Here is a 20,564-nt window from a genome sequence, read left to right on the forward strand (position 1 = left end):
GGTGCCGTTCACGTTGAGCCATCCGGCGGCGGTGCTGCCGCTGCGACGCCTCGGCCTGCCGATGAGCGCGATGGTGGCCGGGTCGATGGTTCCCGACGTGCCGGTGTTCTTCGGGTGGCCGGAGCTGTACCGGCTCACGCACAGCCTGCTCGGTGTCGTGACCGTCGTTCCGGTGCTGTCGCTGGCCGCGTTGGGACTGTGGTTTCACCTGATTCGCGACGCCCTGGCCGATCTGGCCCCGGATCCGGTCCGGTTGCGGCTGGCTGCGCGGGCGCGGCTCACGGGACGCCAGTGGCTGCTGGCACCGGTGGCCGCGAGCGTGGGAGCCGTGACGCACGTCGTCTGGGACGACTTCACCCACAAACAGCGGTGGGGCGTCCGCCAGGTGGCCTGGTTGAGCGCCGAGCACGGCGCCCTGCCCGGCTACAAGTGGCTCCAGTACGGCATGAGCGTGGCCGGGCTGGTCGTCGTGGCGGTGGCGATCGTCGCCCACCTGCGGGCACTGCCACGCCGAGCGCAGCGGCCACGTCGGCACCCGTCGGGGTCGGTGGTTCTTCCGGTGGTGGGGGCCCTCGCCGCGGGGGCCGGAGCCGGCGGCGGCCTGGCGAACGCGTCAGACGGGCTGCATGCCGTCACCTTTCACGGCGCCGTCACCGGCGTGTTGGCCCTGGTGGCCGGGTTACTTCTGGTCGCCGCCGGATGGCAGGTGGCAAGGCGGAGGCCGACGCCCGGGTAATCCGTGTAACGGTGACGGCCCGCGCCGGTCGCGCGCGGCTGCTCACCGGAACGGTCAGTCCCACATGAGTCCGCCGTCGATGAGCAGGGAGTGGCCGGTGATGAAGCCGGCCTCGTCGGAGAGCAGGTAGGCGACGGACCCGGCGACCTCCTCCGGGGTGCCGATGCGCCCCATCGGGACGAGGGAGGCCCACTCCGCCTGCTGCTCGGGGCCGTAGCCGGCCAGCCCCTCGGTGAGGATCGTGCCGGGGCACACCGCGTTGACGCGGATGTTGCGCCGGGCGTACTGCAGCGCCGCGTTCTTCGTCAGGCCGACCACGCCGTGCTTGGCGGCGGTGTACCCGGCCATCGACGGCGCGTTCTTCACCCCCGCGTTCGATGCCATGTTCACGATCCGGCCGTGCCCCGCATCGACCATGTGACCGAGCTCGGCGCGCATGCAGAGGAACACGCCCCGCAGGTCCACCCCGAGGACCCGGTCCCAGTCCTCGACCGACAGCAGATGCAGGTCCGTCGGCGCGTGCGCGACGCCCGCGTTGTTCACGGCCATGTCCAGGCCGCCGAGCACCGACACGGCGGTGTCGAACAGCTCGGTGACGCTGGCGGGGTCGGCGACGTTCGCCGCCACGAAGGTCGCCTTGCCGCCATGGTCGGCGATGCGCTGGACGGTCTCCTGACCGCCCTTCTCGTCGATGTCGGAGACCACGACCTGAGCACCGTCGGCCGCCAGCCGCAGCGAGACGGCGCGGCCCAGCCCCGAACCCGCCCCCGTGACGACGACTCCCGCTCCATCGAATGACATGACAACTCCCTCGTGACAGTCCCCCGTGAACGTTGTTGTCCTGCGGGTTCATCCTGCTCGGAAAGGGCGTACCTACCCGTTCGTGCCATCGTCTGTCTGCTCACATCACCGGCCCGGACGATCACATCACCGGCCCGGCCGCGCACCTCACCGGTCGGGTAGCAGGCGGGGGACCGCGCGGACGTAGACGATCATGCCGAGGACCTCGACGAGGGTCTGGGTGACGACGACGGCGGCGGCGATCGCGAACCGGTCGGGCAGCGACAGGGCCAGCGGCAGCACGACGAGCGAGTTGCGGGTGGCCCCGCTGAACACCACCGCCCGGGCGGCGGGGACATCCAGGCGGAACAGCCGGGCGACGCCGAGCCCGGTGACCGCCATGACGACGAGGAAGGCCACATACGCGGGCACGACGGCGGCCACCTCGGCGAGGTCGTCGTCGATCTTCGGAGTCTGCGACGCGACGACCGTGACCAGGACGATGACCATGAGCGGCACCATCGCCGTCCCGGCCGTCCCGGCGAACGCCGCGCCCACGGGCCGGCGCGCGGCCCACGCCTGCACCGTCCAGGCCAGCGCGAGCGGGACGACGATCAGGCCGCCGAACGCCGCGAGGAACGGTCCGATCTCGACGACGTCGGCGAGCCCTGGGCCGAGGAAGGCCAGCAGGAACACCGGCAGCAGCAGCATCTGCGCGGCCAGCAGCACCGGCGTGGCGGCCAGCAGCGCGCCGGCGCGGGCACCCGCGAGCCCGCTGAACACGATCACGTAATCGACGCACGGGCACAGCAGGACGAGCAGCACCCCGAGCCGCACGGCCTGGGCGTCGGGCAGCAACGGCAGCATCGTGGCGACGACGCCCGGGACGACGACGAAGTTCACGGTGAGCACCGCGGCGAGGAACCGTCCCNCCCGCAGCGACCGCACCAGCTCGGCCGCCGGCACCTGCAGGAACGTCACGAACAGCAGCGCGCCGAGCGCCGGGTTGATCGCCTGCTCCAGGAACCTCGGCCCGGCTCCGGGCCCGGCGAGCCCCACGACCGCCCCGCCGGCGATGGCCCCCAGATAGATCGGCACCTGCCACCGCTCCAGCGCCCCGGTGATCCGCTCTCGCACCCGTCCCCTTCCGCTGCCGTCCTCCTCCAGGTCGTCGGCCCAGCCCCCCATGCGGAGGCAGTGTGCATGGGAGCGGCGCCGTCTGTCTCTTCCGCAGGGATAATTCGGACACCGAGCCCTGTGGAAGAACCAGGTGGCCGCTCTCCCACGCAGTTCCTAGGCGAGGTCGTCGACGGGCGCCGGCGAACGGGCGGCGGGGCCGAGGTCCGCGTCGTCGAGGGCGGTCAGGGACGGGGGCGGCTCGGCGGCAGGCAGGCTGACCACCATCGTCAGGCCGCCGCCGGGGGTGTCCTCGGGGGTGAGGGTGCCGTTCATCGCCTCGGTCAGCCCCCGGGACAGGGCGAGCCCGAGGCCGACGCCGGTGGTGTTGTCCCGGTCGCCGAGCCGTTGGAACGGCTGGAAGACCTGGTCGCGGTGGGCGGCGGGGATGCCGGGGCCGTGATCGACCACGCGCAGCTCCACCCGGTCGGCGAGGCTGCTCGCGGTGATGACCGGGGGGCGTCCGGGCGGGGCGTGCCGCAGCGCGTTGCCGACGAGGTTCACCAGCACCCGTTCGAGCAGCGCCGGGTCGGCGTCGATCGTCGGCAGGTCGTCGGGGATGTGGATGGCGATGTGCCGGGCGGGCGGGCCGAGCTCGTCGAGGGCGTGCGGGACGACGTCGTCCAGCCCGATCGGACGGGGGAACACGCTCAGCGCGCCGGCCTGCAGCCGGGACATGTCGAGCAGGTTCTCCACCAGGCGGGTGAGCCGGTCGAGGGACTCGTCGGCGGTGGCGAGCAGCTCGTCGCGCTCGTCCCGGCTGAGCACGGCCTCGGCGGAGCGCAGGCCGGTCACGGCGGCCTTGGCGGCGGCGAGCGGGGTGCGCAGGTCGTGACTGACGGCGGCGAGCAGCGCGGCGCGGACCCGGTCGGCCTGGGCGATGGGCACGGCCTGCGCGGCGGCCTCGGCCAGGCGGCGCTGTTCGAGGGCGACGGCGGCCTGCGCGGCGAAGGCGGCGAGGATGCGGCGGTCGGCGGCCGGCAGCGGCCGCCCGGTCAGCGTGAGGGCGAGGCTGTCGCCGATGGGGACGTCCACCGCACCGTCCTCGGGCCGGGTGCAGGGGTCCGGGCCGACGCTGAGGACAGCCCGCCAGCCGTCGCCGTCGCGTTCGAGCAGGGTCGCCGAGGTCATGGCGAAGGTCTCCCGAGCCCGGTCGAGCAGGGCGGGCAGCGCGTCCTCGCCGCGCAGCACGCTGCCCGCGAGCACCGACAGCGTCGCCGCCTCCGCGGAGGCGCGCACCGCCTGGCCGTAGCGGCGGGCGGAGATGTCGACGACCCGGCTGACCATCGCCGCGACCAGGACGAATCCGGCCAGGGCGAGGGCGTTGTTGCCGTCCTCGATGGCCCAGTGGTGCAGCGGCGGGGTGAAGTAGTAGTTCAGCAGCAGACAGCTGGCCAGGGCGCACAGCAGCGCCGGCCAGAATCCGCCGATCAGCGCCACCGTCACCACGATGATCAGGTAGCCGAGCATCTCGGTGGCCAGGTTGAGGGTTCCGCGGGCCTGGACCAGCCCCGCGGTCAGGGCGGGGACGAGCGCCAGGGTCAGCGCGGTCGCGATCAGCCGGCGGCGCGGGGTGAGCCCGCTGCGCACGCGCGGCAGCCGCCAGCCGGTGCCGGCCTCGGCGTGGGTGACCATGTGCACGTCGATCGGCCCGGACAGGTTCGTGGTGGTGACGCCGATGCCGGGGCTGAGGATCCGGGCGAGCCGGCCGCGGCGGCTGGCGCCCAGGACGAGCTGGGTGGCGTTCTCCGCGCGGGCGAAGTCGAGCAGCGCCGTCGGCACGTCGTCGCCGATCACCTGGTGGAAGCTGCCGCCGAGGCTGTCGAGGAGGGACCGCTGCCCGGTCAGGGCCGCGGGGTCGGCGCCGGTGAGTCCGTCGGAGCGGGCGACGTGCACGGCGAGCAGCTCCGCGCCCTTGGTCCGGGAGGCGATCCGGGCCGCGCGGCGGATCAGGGTCTCGCCCTCCGGGCCGCCGGTGAGCGCGACGACGACCCGCTCGCGGGTCTCCCACGTCCCACCGATGTGGTGCTCGGCCCGGTACCGGTCGAGCTGGTCGTCGACCTTGCCGGCCAGCCACAGCAGGGCGAGTTCGCGCAGGGCGGTGAGGTTGCCGGGGCGGAAGTAGTTGGCCAGCGCCGCGTCGACCTTGTCCGGGGCGTAGATGTTGCCGTGGGCCATCCGCCGCCGCAGCGCCTCCGGGGCCATGTCGACGAGTTCGACCTGGTCAGCCTGGCGGACCACCGCGTCGGGCACGGTCTCCCGCTGCGACACCCCGGTGATCGTCTCGACGACGTCGTTGAGTGACTCCAGGTGCTGGACGTTGACGGTGGAGATGACGTCGACGCCGGCGGCGAGCAGCTCCTGGACGTCCTGCCAGCGCTTGGCGTTGCGGCTGCCGGGGACGTTGGTGTGGGCGAGCTCGTCGACGACCGCCACCGCGGGGCGCCGGGCCAGCACCGCGTCGAGGTCCATCTCGGTGAAGGTGGCGCCGCGATGGTCGGCGAACCGGCGGGGGATCACCTCCAGCCCGTCGAGCATCTCGGCGGTGTGCTGGCGCGCGTGCGTCTCGACCAGGCCGACGACGACGTCGGTGCCCCGGTCGCGGCGGCGGCGGGCCTCGTCGAGCGCGGCGTAGGTCTTGCCCACCCCGGGCGCCGCCCCCAGGTAGATGCGCAGTGTTCCGCGTGGCACGCCACCCATCGTGCTCCTGTCCGGCCTGGGCGGGAACCATCGGAAGGTCCGGACAGGCCGCTTTTTCAAGATCGGTGTTAGCGGGCCGTGAGAAACCCGCCGGACGGCGTGAGAACCGCGTGAGTGATCGCCATTTTCGGTTTTCGTCGCGCTTTACTGGGCCCCTGCCGGGATGAAGGAGGGGCGCATGCAAGACGTGGTGTACGTCCTGCTGACGCTGGGATGTTTCGCACTGCTGGCGCTGGTGCTGCGAGGGGTCGAAAGGCTGTGAACGCGGAGAACATCGCCGGATTGGTGCTGTCGATCGGGTTGGGGATATTCATCGTCGCGGCGCTGCTGTTCCCGGAGCGGTTCTGATGTCGACGTCCGTCGCCGGCGTCCTCGCCGTGGCGCTGCTGGTCGCCGCGCTTTTCGTCACCTACCGCCCGTTCGGCGACCACATGTACCGGGTCTTCACCGGCAGCCGCCACCTGCGGGTCGAGCGGGCGATCTACCGGCTGACCGGGGTGAACCCCGACGCGGGCCAGCGCTGGGGCGTCTACGCCCGCAGCGTGTTGGCCTTCTCGCTGGTCAGCGTGCTGCTGCTGTACCTGCTCCAGCGCATCCAGGAACATCTGCCGCTCAACCTCGGGTTCGGCGCGGTGGGGCCGGCGCTGGCCTGGAACACCGCGGTGAGCTTCATGACGAACACCAACTGGCAGGCGTACTCGGGCGAGTCGACCATGGGCCACACCGTGCAGATGACGGGCCTGGCGGTGCAGAACTTCGTCTCGGCGGCCGTGGGCATCTCGGTCGCGGTGGCGGTGGTCCGCGGCCTCGCGCGGCGCCGGTCGCCGGTCGCGACCAGCGCAGGCAGCCGGGATGACCTGGTCGGCACGGGCGACGAGATCGGCAACTTCTGGGTGGACCTCACCCGGACGGTGATCCGGATCCTGCTGCCGGTCTGTGTGCTCGCGGCGATCGTCCTCATCGCCGGCGGGGCGATCCAGAACCTGCACGGCAACCGGGTGGTGTCCACCCTGGCCGGCGGCCATCAGGCGATCACCGGCGGGCCGGTCGCCAGCCAGGAGGCCATCAAGGAGTTCGGCACCAACGGCGGCGGCTTCTACAACGTCAACTCGGCGCACCCGTTCGAGAACCCGACGTCGTGGACGAACCTGTTCGAGATCTACCTGCTGCTCGCGATCGGCTTCTCGCTGCCGCGCACCTTCGGCCGGATGGTCGGCGACCGTCGCCAGGGCCTGGCGATCGTCGCGGTCATGGCCGCGCTCGCCCTCGGCAGCTTCGCGGTGAACGCCGCCTTCCAGACCGCGCACCACGGGACGGTGCCGGTCGCGGTCGGCGCGGCGACGGAGGGCACGGAAACCCGGTTCGGCGTGCCGGACTCGGCATTGTTCGCCAGCGGCACGACGCTCACCTCCACCGGTTCCGTCAATTCTTTCCACGATTCCTACACGAGCCTGGGCGGCGCCACCCTGCTGGTCAACATGATGCTCGGCGAGGTCGCGCCCGGCGGCACCGGGTCCGGCCTGTACGGAATGCTCGTACTGGCCGTCGTCACCGTATTCGTCGCCGGGTTGATGATCGGGCGAACACCCGAGTACCTCGGGAAGAAGATAGGTTCCCGGGAGATCAAGTTCGCGTCGCTGTACTTCCTGGCCACCCCGGCGATCGCCCTGCTCGGCACCGGGATCGCGATGGGCCTGCCCGGCGAGCGCGCCGGCATGCTCAACTCCGGGGCGCACGGCCTGAGTGAGGTGCTCTACGCCTTCACCTCGGCGGCGAACAACAACGGCTCGGCGTTCGGCGGCATCACGGTGAACACCACCTGGTACAACACCGCGCTGGGCCTGGCGATGCTGTTCGGCCGGCTGCTGCCGATGCTGCTGGTGCTCGGGATGGCCGGCTCCTTCGCCCGCCAGCAGCCGGTCCCGGCGACCGCCGGGACGCTGCCGACGCACCGGCCCCAGTTCGCCGGGATGCTCGGCGCCATCGCCGTGATCATCGTTGCGCTGACGTTCTTCCCCGCCCTCGCCCTCGGCCCGCTCGCGGAAGGGATCCACTGATGAGCACCACCACCGTCATCGCCGCGCCCGGCGCCGCGCCGCGTCCGGGCCGGGGCGGGCCGCGGCGGGTCGGCGGCGGCCTACTCGATCCCCGCCAGCTCGGCCGCTCGCTGCCCGCGGCGCTGCGCAAGCTCGACCCTCGAACCCTGTGGCGCAACCCGGTCATGCTCATCGTCGAGGTCGGCGCGGCGTTCACGACCGTGCTCGCGATCGCCGACCCGTCCGTGTTCGGCTGGCTGATCACCGTGTGGCTGTGGCTCACGGTCGTCTTCGCGAACCTCGCCGAGGCCGTCGCCGAGGGCCGCGGCAAGGCCCAGGCCGCCGCGCTGCGTCGCACCCGCACCGACACGATCGCCCGCCGCCTGACCGGCTGGTCGCCTGGCCAGCCCGCCCCCACCGCCGACGCGGTCGCCGCGCCCGACGCGGTCGCCGCGCCCGACGCGGTCGCGGCGGCCGGCGGTGCGGGGGAGCGCGTCTCGGTGGAGGAGGTGCCGGCGCCCGGGCTCGTCCGGGGGGACATCGTCCTCGTGGTCGCCGGGGAGATCATCCCAGGCGACGGCGACGTCGTCGAGGGCATCGCCAGCGTCGACGAGTCGGCGATCACGGGGGAGTCCGCGCCGGTGATCCGCGAGTCCGGCGGCGACCGGTCGTCGGTCACCGGCGGGACGAAGGTCCTCTCCGACCGGATCGTCGTGCGGATCACCCAGCAGCCCGGCGAGAGCTTCATCGACCGGATGATCGGCCTGGTCGAGGGCGCCGACCGACGCCGCACCCCGAACGAGATCGCGCTGAACATCCTGCTCGCCGCGCTCACCGTCATCTTCCTGCTCGCCGTCGCCACCCTCCAGCCGCTGGCGATCTACACCAAGGCGCAGCAGCCCGCTATCCCCGACTCGGCGGCGCTGACCAGTCACGGGATCACCGGCATCGTGCTGGCGTCCCTGCTGGTCTGCCTCATCCCGACGACGATCGGGGCGCTGCTGTCCGCGATCGGCATCGCCGGGATGGACCGGCTGGTCCAGCGCAACGTGCTCGCGATGAGCGGCCGGGCGGTCGAGGCGGCCGGCGACGTCAACACGCTGCTGCTCGACAAGACCGGCACGATCACCTTCGGCAACCGGCAGGCCCGCGGGTTCCTCCCGGTCGCCGGGGTCGGCGAGGCCGTCCTGGCCGACGCCGCCCAGCTTTCCTCGCTCGCCGACGAGACGCCGGAGGGCCGCTCGGTCGTCGTGTTCGCCAAGGAGCATCACGGCCTGCGCGAACGCTCACCCGGCGAGCTGCGCGCGGCGACGTTCGTCCCCTTCACCGCGCAGACCCGGATGTCCGGCGTCGACCTCGCCGACCCGGACGCCGGGGCCGCGCCCGAGACCGGCGTCGAGGTGCGCCGTCAGATCCGCAAGGGGGCGGCCAGCGCGGTGATCACGTGGGTGCGCCAGGCCGGCGGGACGGTGCCCGCCGAGCTCGGCGAGATCGTCGACGGAATCTCCGCCGCCGGCGGGACGCCACTGGTCGTCGGGGAGATCACCGGCACCGCCGCAGCCGCCGACACTGCCGCGGGCGCGGCGGCGCACGCGCGGGTGCTCGGCGTCATCCAGCTCGCCGACGTCGTCAAGTCCGGCATGCGGGAGCGGTTCGACGAGATGCGCCGGATGGGCATCCGCACCGTGATGATCACCGGCGACAATCCGCTCACCGCGAAGGCGATCGCCGAGGAGGCCGGCGTCGACGACTTCCTCGCCGAGGCCACCCCGGAGGACAAGCTCGCGCTGATCCGCGCCGAGCAGGCCGGCGGCAAGCTCGTCGCGATGACCGGCGACGGCACGAACGACGCCCCGGCGCTCGCCCAGGCCGACGTCGGCGTCGCGATGAACACCGGCACCTCCGCCGCGAAGGAGGCCGGCAACATGGTCGACCTCGACAGCGACCCGACGAAACTGATCGAGATCGTCGAGATCGGCAAGCAGCTCCTGATCACTCGTGGGGCGCTGACGACGTTCTCCATCGCCAACGACGTCGCCAAGTACTTCGCGATCATCCCGGCGATGTTCGCCGGCGTCTACGGCGGGCTCGACAGCCTGAACATCATGCGGCTGGCCACCCCCGAGTCGGCGATCCTGTCCGCCGTCATCTTCAACGCGCTCATCATCGTCGTCCTGATCCCGCTGGCCCTGCGCGGCGTGCGCTACACGCCGAGCAGCGCCTCCGCCCTGCTCTCGCGCAACCTGTCCCGCTACGGCCTCGGCGGGATCATCGCGCCGTTCGTCGGCATCAAGATCATCGACCTGCTCGTCCAGTTCATCCCGGGGGTGGGTTGACCCATGTTCGCGCGACTGCCCGGCTGGGCCCGCCAGCACCTGGCCGCCCTGCGGATCCTGCTCGTGTTCACCGTCGTCGTCGGTCTCGCCTACCCGCTGGCGATCCTCGCCGTCGCCCAGCTCCCCGGCCTGCACCACCGCGCCGACGGCTCGTTCGTCAGCGGCGCCGACGGCCGGCGGGTCGGCTCGTCGCTGATCGGCCAGTCGTTCACCGACGCCGACGGCAACGCCGTGCCGCGCTACTTCCAGAGCCGGCCGTCGGCCGCCGGGGACGGCTACGACCCGACGTCCACCTCGGCGTCGAACCTCGGTCCGGAGGACGTCGTCGACAGCGTCGACGACCCGGCCACGCGTGGCACCGACGAGTCCCGGCAGAGCCTGCTCACCCAGGTCTGCGCGCGCAGCCAGGCGGTCGGGGCGCTCGACGGCGTCGACGGCCGCCGGCCGTACTGCACCCCCTCCGGAGTCGGCGCCGTGCTCGCCGTCTACCACGCGGGGCCCGGCTACGACGGCCGGGTGACGCGGGTCGTCAGCGCCAACGAGCCGTGCCCGACCCGCCCGTTCCTCGCCACCTATGCCGGCGTGCCGGTGCGCTGCCGGTCGCTGACCGATGACATCGTCGCCGGCCAGCGCGTCCTGATCCGCGGTGACGCCCCCGCGCACCCCGCCGTCCCCGCGGACGCGGTCACCGCCAGCGCCAGCGGCCTCGACCCGCAGATCAGCACCGCCTACGCTGACCTTCAGGTCAGCCGGGTGGCCCGGGTCCGCGGCCTGCCCGCGGGCCAGGTCGCCGCGCTCGTGCGGGACCATACGACCGGCCGGAGCCTCGGCTTCCTCGGCGAACCGGCGGTCAACGTGCTCGGCCTCAACCGGGCGCTGGACGCGCTCACCCCGGCGCGGCGGTGAGCCCGGCCGGGTCGGGTGCGTCGGCCGGATCGGGTGCGTCGGCCCGGTCGGGTGGGGCGGCCGGGTCGGGTGGGGCGGCCGGGTCGGGTGGGGCCGCCGGGTCGGGTGGGGCCGCCGGGCCGGGTGGCGAGGGGAGCGGGGAGCCGGTGGGACGCATCCTGATCGTCGAGGACGAGCCGCAGTTGCTGCGTGCGATGCGGATCAACCTGCATAGCCGCGGCCACGAGGTCCGCACCGCCGTCGACGGCGGCCACGCGTTGCGCGAGGCCGCCAGCCACCCGCCCGACCTGGTCGTGCTCGACCTCGGCCTGCCCGACCTCGACGGCATCGACGTCATCCGCGGCCTGCGCGGCTGGACCAGCGTGCCGATCATCGTCCTGTCCGGCCGCACCTCCGGCCACGACAAGATCGCCGCCCTGGACGCGGGCGCCGACGACTACGTCACCAAGCCGTTCTCCGTGGAGGAGCTCCTCGCCCGCATCCGCGCTGTCACCCGCCGCGCCGGCGGCGTCGAGACCGGCCCGGTCATCATCATCGGCCGCCACCGCATCGACTTCGCCGCCAAGGCCGTCACCACCCTCCCCGACCCCGCGGCACCCCCAGCCGACGGCGGTACTCCCGGCGCCGCCGAGACCGCAGGCACCGGCGCGGCGGCCGCCGAGGCCGGGGCCGCCGAGGCGGGGCAGGTGCCCGAGGCGGTGCGGCTGACGCCGACCGAGTGGCGGCTGCTGGCGACCCTGGTCCGCGAGCCCGGCAAGCTGATCAGCTCGCGGTCCCTCCTTGACCAGGTCTGGGGCCCCGGTCACGCCGACGACACCTCGTCCCTGCGGCTCTACGTCAACCGCCTACGCCGCAAACTCGAACCCGACCCGTCCCGCCCCCGCCACCTCACCACCGAACCCGGCATGGGCTACCGCTACCAGCCGTAAGGCCGTCACAAGACGCTCGAACAAGCCGTTCTTGCAGGTCAGCGGGTCCGACCGATTTTTCTCGGCAAATGGTTTGCCCCGAAAGAACCGGCGACCGGCCGATTGGCTATGTTGTTGCCCCGTCAGCGCGACAATGCAGGCGCACGAAGCGGTGGGGACACGGCATGGCGATGAGGCTGGGTAGTTCATACACCCTGGAATCCCTGATCGGGCGGGGTGGGATGGGGGAGGTGTGGCGTGGGCAGGACCAGTCCGGCCGAGTCCTTGCCGTCAAGCTCCTGCTGCCGGAACTCACCACCGACGAAAAAATAGTCGCCCGGTTCATGCGGGAACGATCGGTACTCACCCGCATTCAGTCGCCGTTCGTGGTCCAGGTCTGGGATCTGGTCGCCGAGCACGGCCGGCTGGCCATTGTGATGGATTTCATCGAGGGTTCCGACCTGCGCCAGTACCTGCGTTCCCGGGGAACCCTGTCCCCGGCGGAGGCGGTCGCCCTGACCGCCGACATTCTGACCGGTCTCGGCGTCGCCCACGACCTCGGCATCGTCCACCGCGACCTCAAACCCGCGAACGTCCTGCTCGACGGCGACGGCCCGATGCTGCACCCCAAGGTGACCGATTTCGGCATCGCCAGCGTGATGGACGGCTCCACCGAGCTGACCACCAGTCAGGGCATCCTCGGCACGCCGACCTACATGGCCCCGGAGATGGTCGCCGGCGGTGAGGTCGGTCCGCCCGCGGACGTCTACGCCGCCGGCATCATGCTCTACGAGCTGGTCAGCGGGGTTACACCGTTCGCCGGACTGATGCCGCTGGCCGTCATGCGCGCCCACGTCGACCTTCTGCCCGGTCGTCCCCCCGACCTCGACGACGCGCTGTGGACCGTCCTGTCGGCCATGCTCGCGAAGAACCCCGGGGACCGCCCCGGGGTGGCCGACCTGCGCGCGCTGCTGCCCAGCCTCGCGGGCCGCCCCGCCCAGCCGCCGCTCGGCTCGCCGCCTCCCGCCACGGCCGCACCGCGGCCAGGCTCGGCCGACGCCGCTCATCCGTCGGCCGCCGCCCCGCCACCGGCACCGGCACCGGACCCGGTGACGTCGGACCCGGCAGTGTCGGACCCGGCAGTGTCGGACCCGGCGACGTCCGACCCGGCAGTGTTGGCACCGGCAGCGTCGGGTCCGGCTGCGGGGGCGCCCGGGCCGGTGTCGGGCCGCCCTGACAGTCCGATAGTCACCTCCCGCAACGGCAGAACGCAGGGCCGCCGCTGGCGGCGGGTGTCGGTCATCGTTGCCGTGGTGGCGGTGGTCCTCACTGCCGGGGCGACGGCGTTGGAGCGCGCGGTGAACAACGGGTCGGACCCGGACCCCCAGCAGAACCTGGCGGCCAGCCACCCGGGACCCGCCCGACCGTCGACCACATCCGCATCCACGGCGACTGCCGCCGCATCCACCGCCACCGCCACCGCCGCCGCATCCCCGGCCACCGCTGACGCAGCCTCGGCCAGCACCGAACCCGGCAGCGCGGCGCCGGCCGCGCCCACCACCGGGACCGGATCGCACCCGGCGTCGGACCCTGTGGCCAGGCCCGGCGCCGGCAGCGCCTCGACCGGGCTCGCGGTTCCCGCCGCCGCACCGGCCGTTACCGGGTCGCAGCCGCTGGCCGTGAGTTCAGGCAAGGCCGCGCCCGCACCGGCACTGGCGGCTCCTCCGGCCCAGCCGACGACCAAGTCCTGGGCCGACACCGCGACCGGCGCCTGCCTCGACAGCGACGGCTCCAGGATTTACACGCTCGACTGCAACGGTGGCGAATGGCAGCAGTGGACTCGGGACGGGCTCCGGTTCCGCAACCTTCATACCGGTACCTGTATGGTCAGCACCGCCGGCGGGTACACAGCGGACGGCACCGCAATGCCGGACGCCCTCTACGCGACCACCTGCGACGGGTCGGCCGGCCAGCAGTGGGTGGTCGCGTCGAGCACCCGCTTCGGACAGGCCTTCCGCAACGNGGGAACGGGTAAATGCCTGGACAGCAATCACGAAAGCCCGAACGGAACCGGATACCAGGCATACACCCTGCCCTGCAGCGGCAATAATTATCAGAACTGGACCTAGGAAAGGGACCGCTGCCGTCGGGCAGCCGGCGGGCCAGCACCGCGCGGCCTGCTGCGTGGCCGTCACGCCGACGGGGTCAGCATCGTGGTGACCTGGCTGCTGGTCAGATTCACGCCGAAGTACTGGCGGTAGAAGGACGTGACCTCGGCGCGGTTCCGCGGTTCCGCCGAACACCCTGATCGTCGACTGTGGGGGTTCGCGCTGAGCGCGCGGCAGGGCTACCACCAGCCGCGGCGGCGCGCCCAGCGCAGCACGGTCGCGGACATGGCGGCCATGACGGCCAGGACGATGAGGAGTTCGGGGTATCGGGAGCGGTCGTTGACGATGAGGTTCATGCCGAGCACCGAGGACAGGGCGGTGATCGGGAGGGTGACGGCGGCGATGACGGCAAAGCGTTCGGCGGCAATGGTCATTTTCGTCTCGGTCAGGGTGCGGTAGAACTCGATCACTCCCTGCAGGTAGTCGCGCTGCGCGTCGGCGAGGGCGCGGATGCGGTCGAACTGGTCGGCAAGGTCGTCGACGAGCGGGCGCGCGGCCAGCAGGGCCCGGATCGCGACGCTGTCAGGCGCCACCGGGGTCGGGTGCCCGCCGGGCGGGCCGGGCGGGCCGGGCGGTGCGGTGCGGGCGAGGACGGACAGCCGGTCGAGGGCCTCCCGACCCAGGGCGCCCATGGTGCGCACGGCCAGCAGTCCGTGGCGGGCGCGGAACAGCTCGTCGAGGAGCTGCTCGGGATCGCCGAGATGACCGCCGGTGACGCGCTGTTCGAGGCGCCACACCTCGCCGGTCGTCGCCTCGATGAACGCCTCCTGGCGCCGCGCCAGCGCCGAGCCGATCGCGTAGACGAGGTCGAACGGGGAGGTCGGGCGCAGCCGGCCCGTGTCGAGCCGGGCCGCGATCTCGCCGGTCTCCCGCAGCATCGCCGCCAGGTCGACGGCCGGGTTCGCCGGCCCGTGCACGGTGACGAGGTAGCGGGGCCCGATGAACTGATCAAGCTCGACGTAGTGCACATGGCCACCCGCGCCGCGTTCGGGCGCGTGCAGCACGACGAACACGTGATCGGCGTAGGCCCGGACCTTGGGCACCCGGTTGCGTTCCACGCAGTCGCGCACGGCGAGAGGATGGAACCCGAAGATGTCGGACAGCACCTGGGTCCCGGCGTCGTCGCAGCTCGGCATGTCCACCCAGACCAGCCCCTCGCCGGCGGCGATGAGCCCGCGCAGCGCCTCGGCGGGGTGCCGTTCGACCCCCGCGTCGGTCAGCAGGCGGATCTCCACGCCGATCAGCCCCCCTCGAACGCTCGCCGCACCCGGTGGCGCCGCAGTTGCCTGCCGTCGGCACGGGACGGCCGGCCGCGCTGCGCCGCGTTCCATCCGCCCGATCGGACCATTCGGTGGAAATTCCGGTTCCCGCGCGGATCCGCGATGAATGAATGTCACGTCCGCGCGGTGTGCCGCGGGAAATGATAGCCATCGGGGCCTCCAGTCGCGATCCAGACCCTGAGCCGGGCGGCGGTGATGTTAGTGGCGCGTGATAACGCCCGGCATTCCCGTTAGTGTTCTGCGAGTGTTCGCCGTGATTCCGGCCGGTCGCGATTCACTGTAGGTGGACCGGTCCGGAACGCACGTGAGGTGATCATCGTGTCCGGGGATGGACGAGCGCCGCGAGCTCGCGGCCGAGGTCGCAAGGGGGGGCGTCGCGGTCGCCGGGGTCGGCTGGTGGCGGCGGATCCGCGGCGCGCTGCCCCGCGCGGCGCCCGGTGGCGGCGACCCCCGTTGTCCGGCGGACCTGGCGGCGTTCGTCGCGTTCGTCGGCCCGCTGGCGATCTGCGGACTGCTGGCCCGCCTCGGCGCGACGCCGCCGGTGGCCGTCGAGGTGGCGCTGCTCGCGCTGCTGACCGCGACGATCGGCTGGTTCGCCCGCCCCGCTGCGGGGCGCTATGCGTCGTCTGTGGGGCGCTGTGCCTCAACGGCTTCCGGCTCCATGAGCTTGGTACCCTCGCGCCGCATCCGGCCACCGACCTGGCGGTGCTGGGCGCGCTGGCGGCCACGTGGCTCGCCGCCTGGTCCGCCCGGGCGCTGTCGTTGCGGATCGTGTCGTTGCGCGCGGGCGTGGGCTGGCCGCCGACGGGACCTCCGGTGCGCGAGACAGTCGTCCCCGACATTCCGAGCCAACGGGTCTCGCCCGGCACCGGCACCGGCTCAGACTCCCGCTGAACGCGGCGTTAGCGTGGCGTGAGAAAACGCGGGGTCGGCGTTAGCATCCCGTGAGAGATTGTCGCGCCGCGCCTGCACCGCGGTTGACTCCCATCGGATGCCGGTGTGGGCGGAGGTGGGGCGCGGCGATGGCCGGTGATGTGGCGCGGCGGCTGCTGGTGGGGCGGCCGATGCGCAGTGAGCGGCTGGCCGAGACCGAGCTGCCCAAGTGGCTGGCCCTGCCGGTGTTCTGCAGCGACCCGCTGTCATCGGTGGCGTACGCGACCGAGTCGATCCTCGTCGCGCTCGCCGCCGGCGGGCTGACGCTCTACCACGTCAGCCCGTACATCGCGGCCGGGGTGGCGCTGACCCTGCTGGTGGTCGTCACGTCCTACCGGCAGACGGTGCACGCCTACCCGAACGGCGGCGGCGCCTACGTCGTCGCCTCGGAGAACCTCGGGCGGACCGCGGGGCTCGCGGCGGCCAGCGCCCTGCTCGTCGACTACGTGCTCACCGTGGCCGTGTCCGTCGCCGCCGGCGTCGGCAACATCGTCTCCGCGGCGCCGGGTCTCGCGGGTGACGCGCTGCCGATCGCGCTCGGGTTCGTCTCCCTGCTGATGTTGATGAACCTGCGCGGGGTGCAGGAATCCGGGCGGATCTTCGCGATCCCGACGTACGGGTTCGTCCTCGGCATCTACGTGATGTTTGCCTGGGCCGCCTACAAGGGCCTCGCCGGCCAGCCGATGCGCGCCGAGACCGCCGGTTACCGGCTCCGGGCGACCAGCTCGACGTCCGGTGTCCTCGCGGTGCTGCTCATCCTGCGCGCCTTCGCGAACGGGTGCACGGCGCTGACCGGCGTCGAGGCGATCAGCAACGGCGTGCCGGCGTTCCGGCGGCCCAAGAGCCGCAACGCCGCGGCGACCCTGTCCGCGATGGCGGCGCTGGCGGTCACGATGTTCGTCGGCATCACGATCCTCGCGCTGGTCAGCGACGTCCACATGGCGGACAGCCCGGCAGACTATGTCGGGCTGCGCCCCGGGACCGAGGTGCCGACCGCGATCTCCCAGATCGGCGCGGCGGTGTTCGGCAAGACGTTCTTCTTCTACTGGAACACCGTCTTCACCGCCGGCATCCTCATCCTGGCCGCGAACACGGCGTTCAACGGCTTCCCGGCGCTCGCCTCGATCCTCGCCCGCGACCGGTTCCTGCCCCGCCAGCTCTACAACCGCGGCGACCGGCTCGTGTTCAGCAACGGCATCGTGCTGCTCGCCGTCGCCGCCGGGCTGCTGCTGGCGGCCTTCGACGCCGACACCCAGTCACTGATCCACCTGTACATCATCGGCGTGTTCGTCTCGTTCACCCTCAGCCAGGCCGGCATGGTGCGGCACTGGCAGCGCGCGCTGGCCGCCCCAGAGCGGGCCTCGGCCGGGGGTGCCGCTGGCGGGGGAGAGGGCTCGGATGCCGCGGCCCGGCGGCGCACCCGCCGATCCCAGGCCATCAACGCCGTCGGGGCGACCGTCACCGCGCTCGTCCTCGTGATCGTCCTGGCGAGCAAGTTCCTCGAGGGCGCCTGGATCGTCGTGGTGGCGATGCCGCTGCTGTTCGCGCTGATGACGGGCATCCGCCGGCACTATGACCGGGTCACCGAGACGCTGCATGTGCCCGATCAGGTGCGGCTGGTCCGGCCGAGCCGCAACCATGTGATCGTCCTGGTCTCCCGCCTGCACATGCCGACCGTGCGGGCACTGTCCTACGCCCGGGCGCTGGCCCCGAGCGAGCTGGAGGCGGTGACCGTCGCCGTCTCCCGCGAGGAGGCGCAGGCCCTGCTCGAGGACTGGGAGAGCCACGGCGTCGACGTGCCGCTACGGATCCTTGACTCGCCCTTCCGGGAGATCACCCGGCCGGTGCTCGGGCACGTGCGCTCGCTGCGCCGCGCGGGCCCGCGCGACGTCGTCACCGTCGTCATCCCGGAGTACGTGGTCACCCACTGGTGGCAGCACCTCCTACACAACCAGAGCGCCCTGCGGATCAAGGCCCGGCTGCTGTTCCAGCCCGGTGTGGTCGTGATCAGCGTGCCGTGGCGGATCGACCGCCCGCCCCCGGACGCGGCCTCCCCGGTGGTCCTGGACCGATCGGGCTAGCGGCCCGTGACGGTGCGGGGGATCAGGTCGCAGTGGAGGTTAAGTGAGGGTAGCCTAACCAAATATTCGAGGGCCTCGGCTGGTCGGCCGGGATGTCCGCGGGGCGCGGGTCCACCGGTGCCCCGCGCGGACACCTCCGGCGGCAGCCTGGCAACGGGGGAGGACGGGTGACGCTCGCACCCTGGCGGCGGCTGAGCCCGGCGGCCCGCTCCGCCCAGCCCGGGCTGGCCCCGGAGACCGCACCGCCGGCTCCGGAAAGCGTCGGCGATCTGCCGGCTCCGGGCGGTACCGGCGATCTGCCGTCGGCCTGCGACGGTGCCGACCGCCCGCCCGCCCGGCTGCTCGGCGAGGGGCTGACCCTCGCCTACGATCGGCGCATCGTCGCGCAGGGCCTCGCGGTGCGCATCCCCGACGGCGCGTTCACCGTGGTCGTGGGTCCCAACGCCTGCGGCAAGTCCACCCTCCTGCGCGCCCTGGCCCGGGTGATGCGGCCGGCCGCCGGCACGGTTCGTCTCGACGGCGCGCAGATCGCGTCGCTGCCGTCGAAGGAGATCGCCCGGCGCCTCGGCCTGCTGCCGCAGACCGCGATCGCGCCGGACGGCATCACCGTCGTCGACCTCGTCAGCCGCGGCCGGTATCCGCACCAGACGGTCTGGCGTCAGTGGTCCACCCGCGACGAACAGGTCGTGCGCGAAGCCATGGCGGTCACCGGCGTCACCGATCTCGCGAGCCGGTTCGTCGACGAGCTGTCCGGCGGGCAACGCCAGCGGGTGTGGCTCGCGATGACGCTGGCGCAGGAGACGCCGATCCTCCTGCTCGACGAACCGACCACCTACCTCGACATCACCCACCAGTTCGACGTGCTGGACCTGTGCGCTGACCTGCACGAGAATCACGGCCGTACGCTGGTCGCCGTCCTGCACGACCTCAACCAGGCCTGCCGCTACGCCACGCACCTCGTTGTGATGGCCGCCGGCCGCATCGTCGCCGAGGGCCCGCCCGCCGAGATCGTCACCGCGGAGCTGATCGAGACGACCTTCGGACTCGCCTGCCGGGTGATCCCCGACCCCGAGACGGGCACCCCGATGATCATTCCTGCCGCCCGGCGCCGGGCGTCCTCGCCGGCGGCCGGGGTCGCCCCGGCGGGCTGACCTCACTGACCGGATGCGCGGCGGGCCGAGGGCGCCGTTGAGTGGTGATCCGCGGAGCCGCCCGCCCCGGAGGGCATCCCAAGCCTCCAAATCGGTTAGATCATATGATTTGAACGGTGTTGCGGGTCACAGTCGACGGGTCGTCGGCGACGGCGGTCCGGCATCGGGGTCGAGGCCGCGCCTCGACGGTCGGCCGCCCGCCGAGGCGCGCGGACCGGCACGCGGTGTTGGCCCCGGCGTGGGCTGGGCCCCTTCCCTGCGAGCCAGGCAGAGTCATCCCCGAGAGTCAGTCGGGGCCATCCCCGAGAGCCAGGAGGAGCAGATGACAGCAGCACCGGAAGCCGCCACAGGCTTATCCGCCACCTCCGCCGGACCGTCGGCCACCGAGCCCGTCGTACCCCCGGCCCCCGTGTCGCCGGCCCCCGTGCCGAGGACGGAGCCGACGGCCGAGGGGCGCTTTGCCGGGACCGTCGTCCTGGTCACCGGCGCCGGCCGCGGGCTGGGGCGCACGATCGCCGAGGCGTTCGCCGTCGAGGGCGCCACGGTCGTCGTCGCCGCCCGGACCGCGCGGTACGGCGAGCGCACCGTGCGGGAGTTCCGTGAGCGGGGGCTGTCGGCCTCCCTGGTGCTCGGCGACCTGGCCGAGCGGGCCGACGTCGCGAAGATGTTCGACGAGGCGGTCACCCGACACGGGGCGCTGGATGTGGTCGTCCACAGCGCCGCCGACAACGCTCAGGGGCTGCTCGCCGAGATCGACGACGACGCGCTCGACTACCTGCTGCGCAGCAACGTTCACGCGCTGCACTGGATCACCCGGGCGGCGGTGCCGCACCTGAGGCGGTCGAAGCTTCCCGGGCGGATGATCTTCATCTCCTCGGGTGCGGCGAACCGCGTCTTCTCGCCCGGCCTGAACGCCTACGGCTCCACGAAGGCGTACCTGGAGTCGTTCGCCCGCGGCCTGGCCGGCGAGCTCGGTCCGCTCGGCGTGCGGGTCAACGTCGTCGGTCCCGGCCTGACCGTGACCGAACGGATGCTCGGCCACCTCACCCACGCCCAGGCCGACTCGCTGGCCAGCACCTACCCGCTCGGCCGCGCGGGCCTGCCCGAGGAGATCGCCGCGGCGGTGCTGTTCCTCGCCTCCCGGGAGGCCTCCTACATCACCGGTGCCTCCCTGCTCGTCGACGGCGGGGCGAGCATGGTCCCCTTCCCGGCTCGCGGTGCCATGAACGACTCCACCAGCCACTGACCCGGCCAGCGCACTGACCCGGCCGGCGCACTGACCCGGCCAGCGATTTCAAGGCCGACCCCGGCCGCATCGTGCGGCCGGGGGACGTCCGAATGGCCGGTCAGGGTTTTGTCACTCGTGGGTCAGG

At 72.7% G+C, this 20,564-nt stretch carries 16 protein-coding genes and 1 pseudogene; 11 read left to right on the top strand and 6 right to left on the bottom strand.

The features are described 5' to 3' along the window. Nucleotide 1 precedes the first annotated feature (1 nt). Nucleotides 2-736, top strand: a complete 735-nt coding sequence (locus tag UK82_RS15685; protein ID WP_044888193.1) for a DUF4184 family protein — start codon at nucleotides 2-4, stop codon at nucleotides 734-736. 54 nt (nucleotides 737-790) lie between these two features. On the opposite strand, the gene UK82_RS15690 is transcribed toward UK82_RS15685, so the two are convergent. From UK82_RS15690 to UK82_RS15700, 4 genes and pseudogenes are all read right to left on the bottom strand, one after another. Then, nucleotides 791-1,537 carry an SDR family NAD(P)-dependent oxidoreductase gene (locus UK82_RS15690; protein ID WP_044888194.1) on the bottom strand — a complete coding sequence of 249 codons (747 nt, stop codon included), beginning with the start codon at nucleotides 1,535-1,537 and terminating at the stop codon, nucleotides 791-793. 147 nt (nucleotides 1,538-1,684) lie between these two features. Continuing rightward, a partial coding sequence (locus UK82_RS15695; RefSeq protein WP_236705984.1) for a bile acid:sodium symporter occupies nucleotides 1,685-2,447 on the bottom strand: 763 nt, incomplete at its 5' end. A gap of 1 nt (nucleotide 2,448) precedes the next feature. After that, nucleotides 2,449-2,704, bottom strand: a pseudogene (locus tag UK82_RS38095) (hypothetical protein); the annotation flags it as partial. 105 nt (nucleotides 2,705-2,809) lie between these two features. Further along, nucleotides 2,810-5,392: a sensor histidine kinase KdpD gene (locus UK82_RS15700; protein WP_055407881.1), complete on the bottom strand. Its 2,583-nt coding sequence runs from the start codon at nucleotides 5,390-5,392 to the stop codon at nucleotides 2,810-2,812. Between the two features lie 258 nt (nucleotides 5,393-5,650). Between UK82_RS15700 and kdpF the strand changes: the two genes are divergently transcribed. Genes kdpF through UK82_RS15720 form a run of 4 tightly spaced genes read left to right on the top strand, consistent with a single transcriptional unit; the run spans nucleotide 5,651 to nucleotide 10,670 of the window. After that, the gene (kdpF, locus tag UK82_RS15705; RefSeq protein ID WP_044888197.1) at nucleotides 5,651-5,740 is read left to right on the top strand and encodes a K(+)-transporting ATPase subunit F; all 90 of its coding nucleotides are present in this window, start codon (nucleotides 5,651-5,653) and stop codon (nucleotides 5,738-5,740) included. Then, nucleotides 5,740-7,449, top strand: a complete 1,710-nt coding sequence (gene kdpA / locus UK82_RS15710; protein ID WP_055407883.1) for a potassium-transporting ATPase subunit KdpA — start codon at nucleotides 5,740-5,742, stop codon at nucleotides 7,447-7,449. Before kdpF ends, kdpA begins: the two co-directional genes overlap by 1 nt. Further along, nucleotides 7,449-9,764 (top strand): potassium-transporting ATPase subunit KdpB, encoded by a 2,316-nt coding sequence (kdpB, locus tag UK82_RS15715; RefSeq protein WP_055407885.1) that lies wholly within the window; start codon nucleotides 7,449-7,451, stop codon nucleotides 9,762-9,764. The genes kdpA and kdpB overlap by 1 nt, the downstream gene beginning before the upstream one ends. A 3-nt stretch (nucleotides 9,765-9,767) precedes the next feature. Continuing rightward, complete coding sequence (locus UK82_RS15720) at nucleotides 9,768-10,670, top strand: potassium-transporting ATPase subunit C (protein ID WP_055407887.1); 903 nt, start codon at nucleotides 9,768-9,770, stop codon at nucleotides 10,668-10,670. Here the strand turns inward: UK82_RS15720 and UK82_RS33680 are convergent. Then, nucleotides 10,651-10,827 carry a hypothetical protein gene (locus UK82_RS33680; RefSeq protein WP_161849125.1) on the bottom strand — a complete coding sequence of 59 codons (177 nt, stop codon included), beginning with the start codon at nucleotides 10,825-10,827 and terminating at the stop codon, nucleotides 10,651-10,653. The genes UK82_RS15720 and UK82_RS33680 overlap by 20 nt on opposite strands. Between UK82_RS33680 and UK82_RS15725 the strand changes: the two genes are divergently transcribed. Continuing rightward, complete coding sequence (locus UK82_RS15725; protein WP_044888201.1) at nucleotides 10,817-11,599, top strand: response regulator; 783 nt, start codon at nucleotides 10,817-10,819, stop codon at nucleotides 11,597-11,599. The genes UK82_RS33680 and UK82_RS15725 overlap by 11 nt on opposite strands. A gap of 170 nt (nucleotides 11,600-11,769) precedes the next feature. Next, nucleotides 11,770-13,600, top strand: a 1,831-nt coding sequence (locus UK82_RS15730; RefSeq protein WP_255354302.1) for a serine/threonine-protein kinase, incomplete at its 3' end; no start/stop codon positions are given. Nucleotides 13,601-13,925: 325 nt separating this feature from the next. Here UK82_RS15730 and UK82_RS15735 read toward each other — a convergent pair. Continuing rightward, on the bottom strand, nucleotides 13,926-14,981 hold the full coding sequence (locus UK82_RS15735) for a magnesium transporter CorA family protein (RefSeq protein WP_044888202.1): 1,056 nt from the start codon (nucleotides 14,979-14,981) through the stop codon (nucleotides 13,926-13,928). Between the two features lie 750 nt (nucleotides 14,982-15,731). Between UK82_RS15735 and UK82_RS15740 the strand changes: the two genes are divergently transcribed. From UK82_RS15740 to UK82_RS15755, 4 genes are all read left to right on the top strand, one after another. Further along, nucleotides 15,732-15,920, top strand: a complete 189-nt coding sequence (locus UK82_RS15740; protein ID WP_055407891.1) for a hypothetical protein — start codon at nucleotides 15,732-15,734, stop codon at nucleotides 15,918-15,920. Nucleotides 15,921-16,048: 128 nt separating this feature from the next. Then, entirely contained in the window at nucleotides 16,049-18,040 is a 1,992-nt protein-coding gene (locus tag UK82_RS15745; RefSeq protein ID WP_044888204.1) for an APC family permease, read from the top strand. A gap of 296 nt (nucleotides 18,041-18,336) precedes the next feature. Beyond that, complete coding sequence (locus tag UK82_RS15750; protein WP_055407940.1) at nucleotides 18,337-19,191, top strand: ABC transporter ATP-binding protein; 855 nt, start codon at nucleotides 18,337-18,339, stop codon at nucleotides 19,189-19,191. Nucleotides 19,192-19,513: 322 nt separating this feature from the next. Beyond that, complete coding sequence (locus tag UK82_RS15755; RefSeq protein ID WP_082122305.1) at nucleotides 19,514-20,437, top strand: SDR family NAD(P)-dependent oxidoreductase; 924 nt, start codon at nucleotides 19,514-19,516, stop codon at nucleotides 20,435-20,437. The last annotated feature ends 127 nt before the right edge of the window (nucleotides 20,438-20,564 follow it).

The sequence above is a fragment of the Frankia sp. ACN1ag genome, from assembly GCF_001414035.1.
Taxonomy (GTDB): domain Bacteria; phylum Actinomycetota; class Actinomycetes; order Frankiales; family Frankiaceae; genus Frankia; species Frankia torreyi.

Bases quoted from the DNA above. Each gene is read 5' to 3' on its own strand.
- UK82_RS15690 (WP_044888194.1), bottom strand. From the start codon at position 1,537: ATGTCATTCGATGGAGCGGGAGTCGTCGTCACGGGGGCGGGTTCGGGG.
- UK82_RS15700 (WP_055407881.1), bottom strand. From the start codon at position 5,392: ATGGGTGGCGTGCCACGCGGAACACTGCGCATCTACCTGGGGGCGGCG.
- kdpA (WP_055407883.1), top strand. From the start codon at position 5,740: ATGTCGACGTCCGTCGCCGGCGTCCTCGCCGTGGCGCTGCTGGTCGCC.
- kdpB (WP_055407885.1), top strand. From the start codon at position 7,449: ATGAGCACCACCACCGTCATCGCCGCGCCCGGCGCCGCGCCGCGTCCG.
- UK82_RS15720 (WP_055407887.1), top strand. From the start codon at position 9,768: ATGTTCGCGCGACTGCCCGGCTGGGCCCGCCAGCACCTGGCCGCCCTG.
- UK82_RS33680 (WP_161849125.1), bottom strand. From the start codon at position 10,827: ATGCGTCCCACCGGCTCCCCGCTCCCCTCGCCACCCGGCCCGGCGGCC.
- UK82_RS15745 (WP_044888204.1), top strand. From the start codon at position 16,049: ATGGCCGGTGATGTGGCGCGGCGGCTGCTGGTGGGGCGGCCGATGCGC.
- UK82_RS15755 (WP_082122305.1), top strand. From the start codon at position 19,514: ATGACAGCAGCACCGGAAGCCGCCACAGGCTTATCCGCCACCTCCGCC.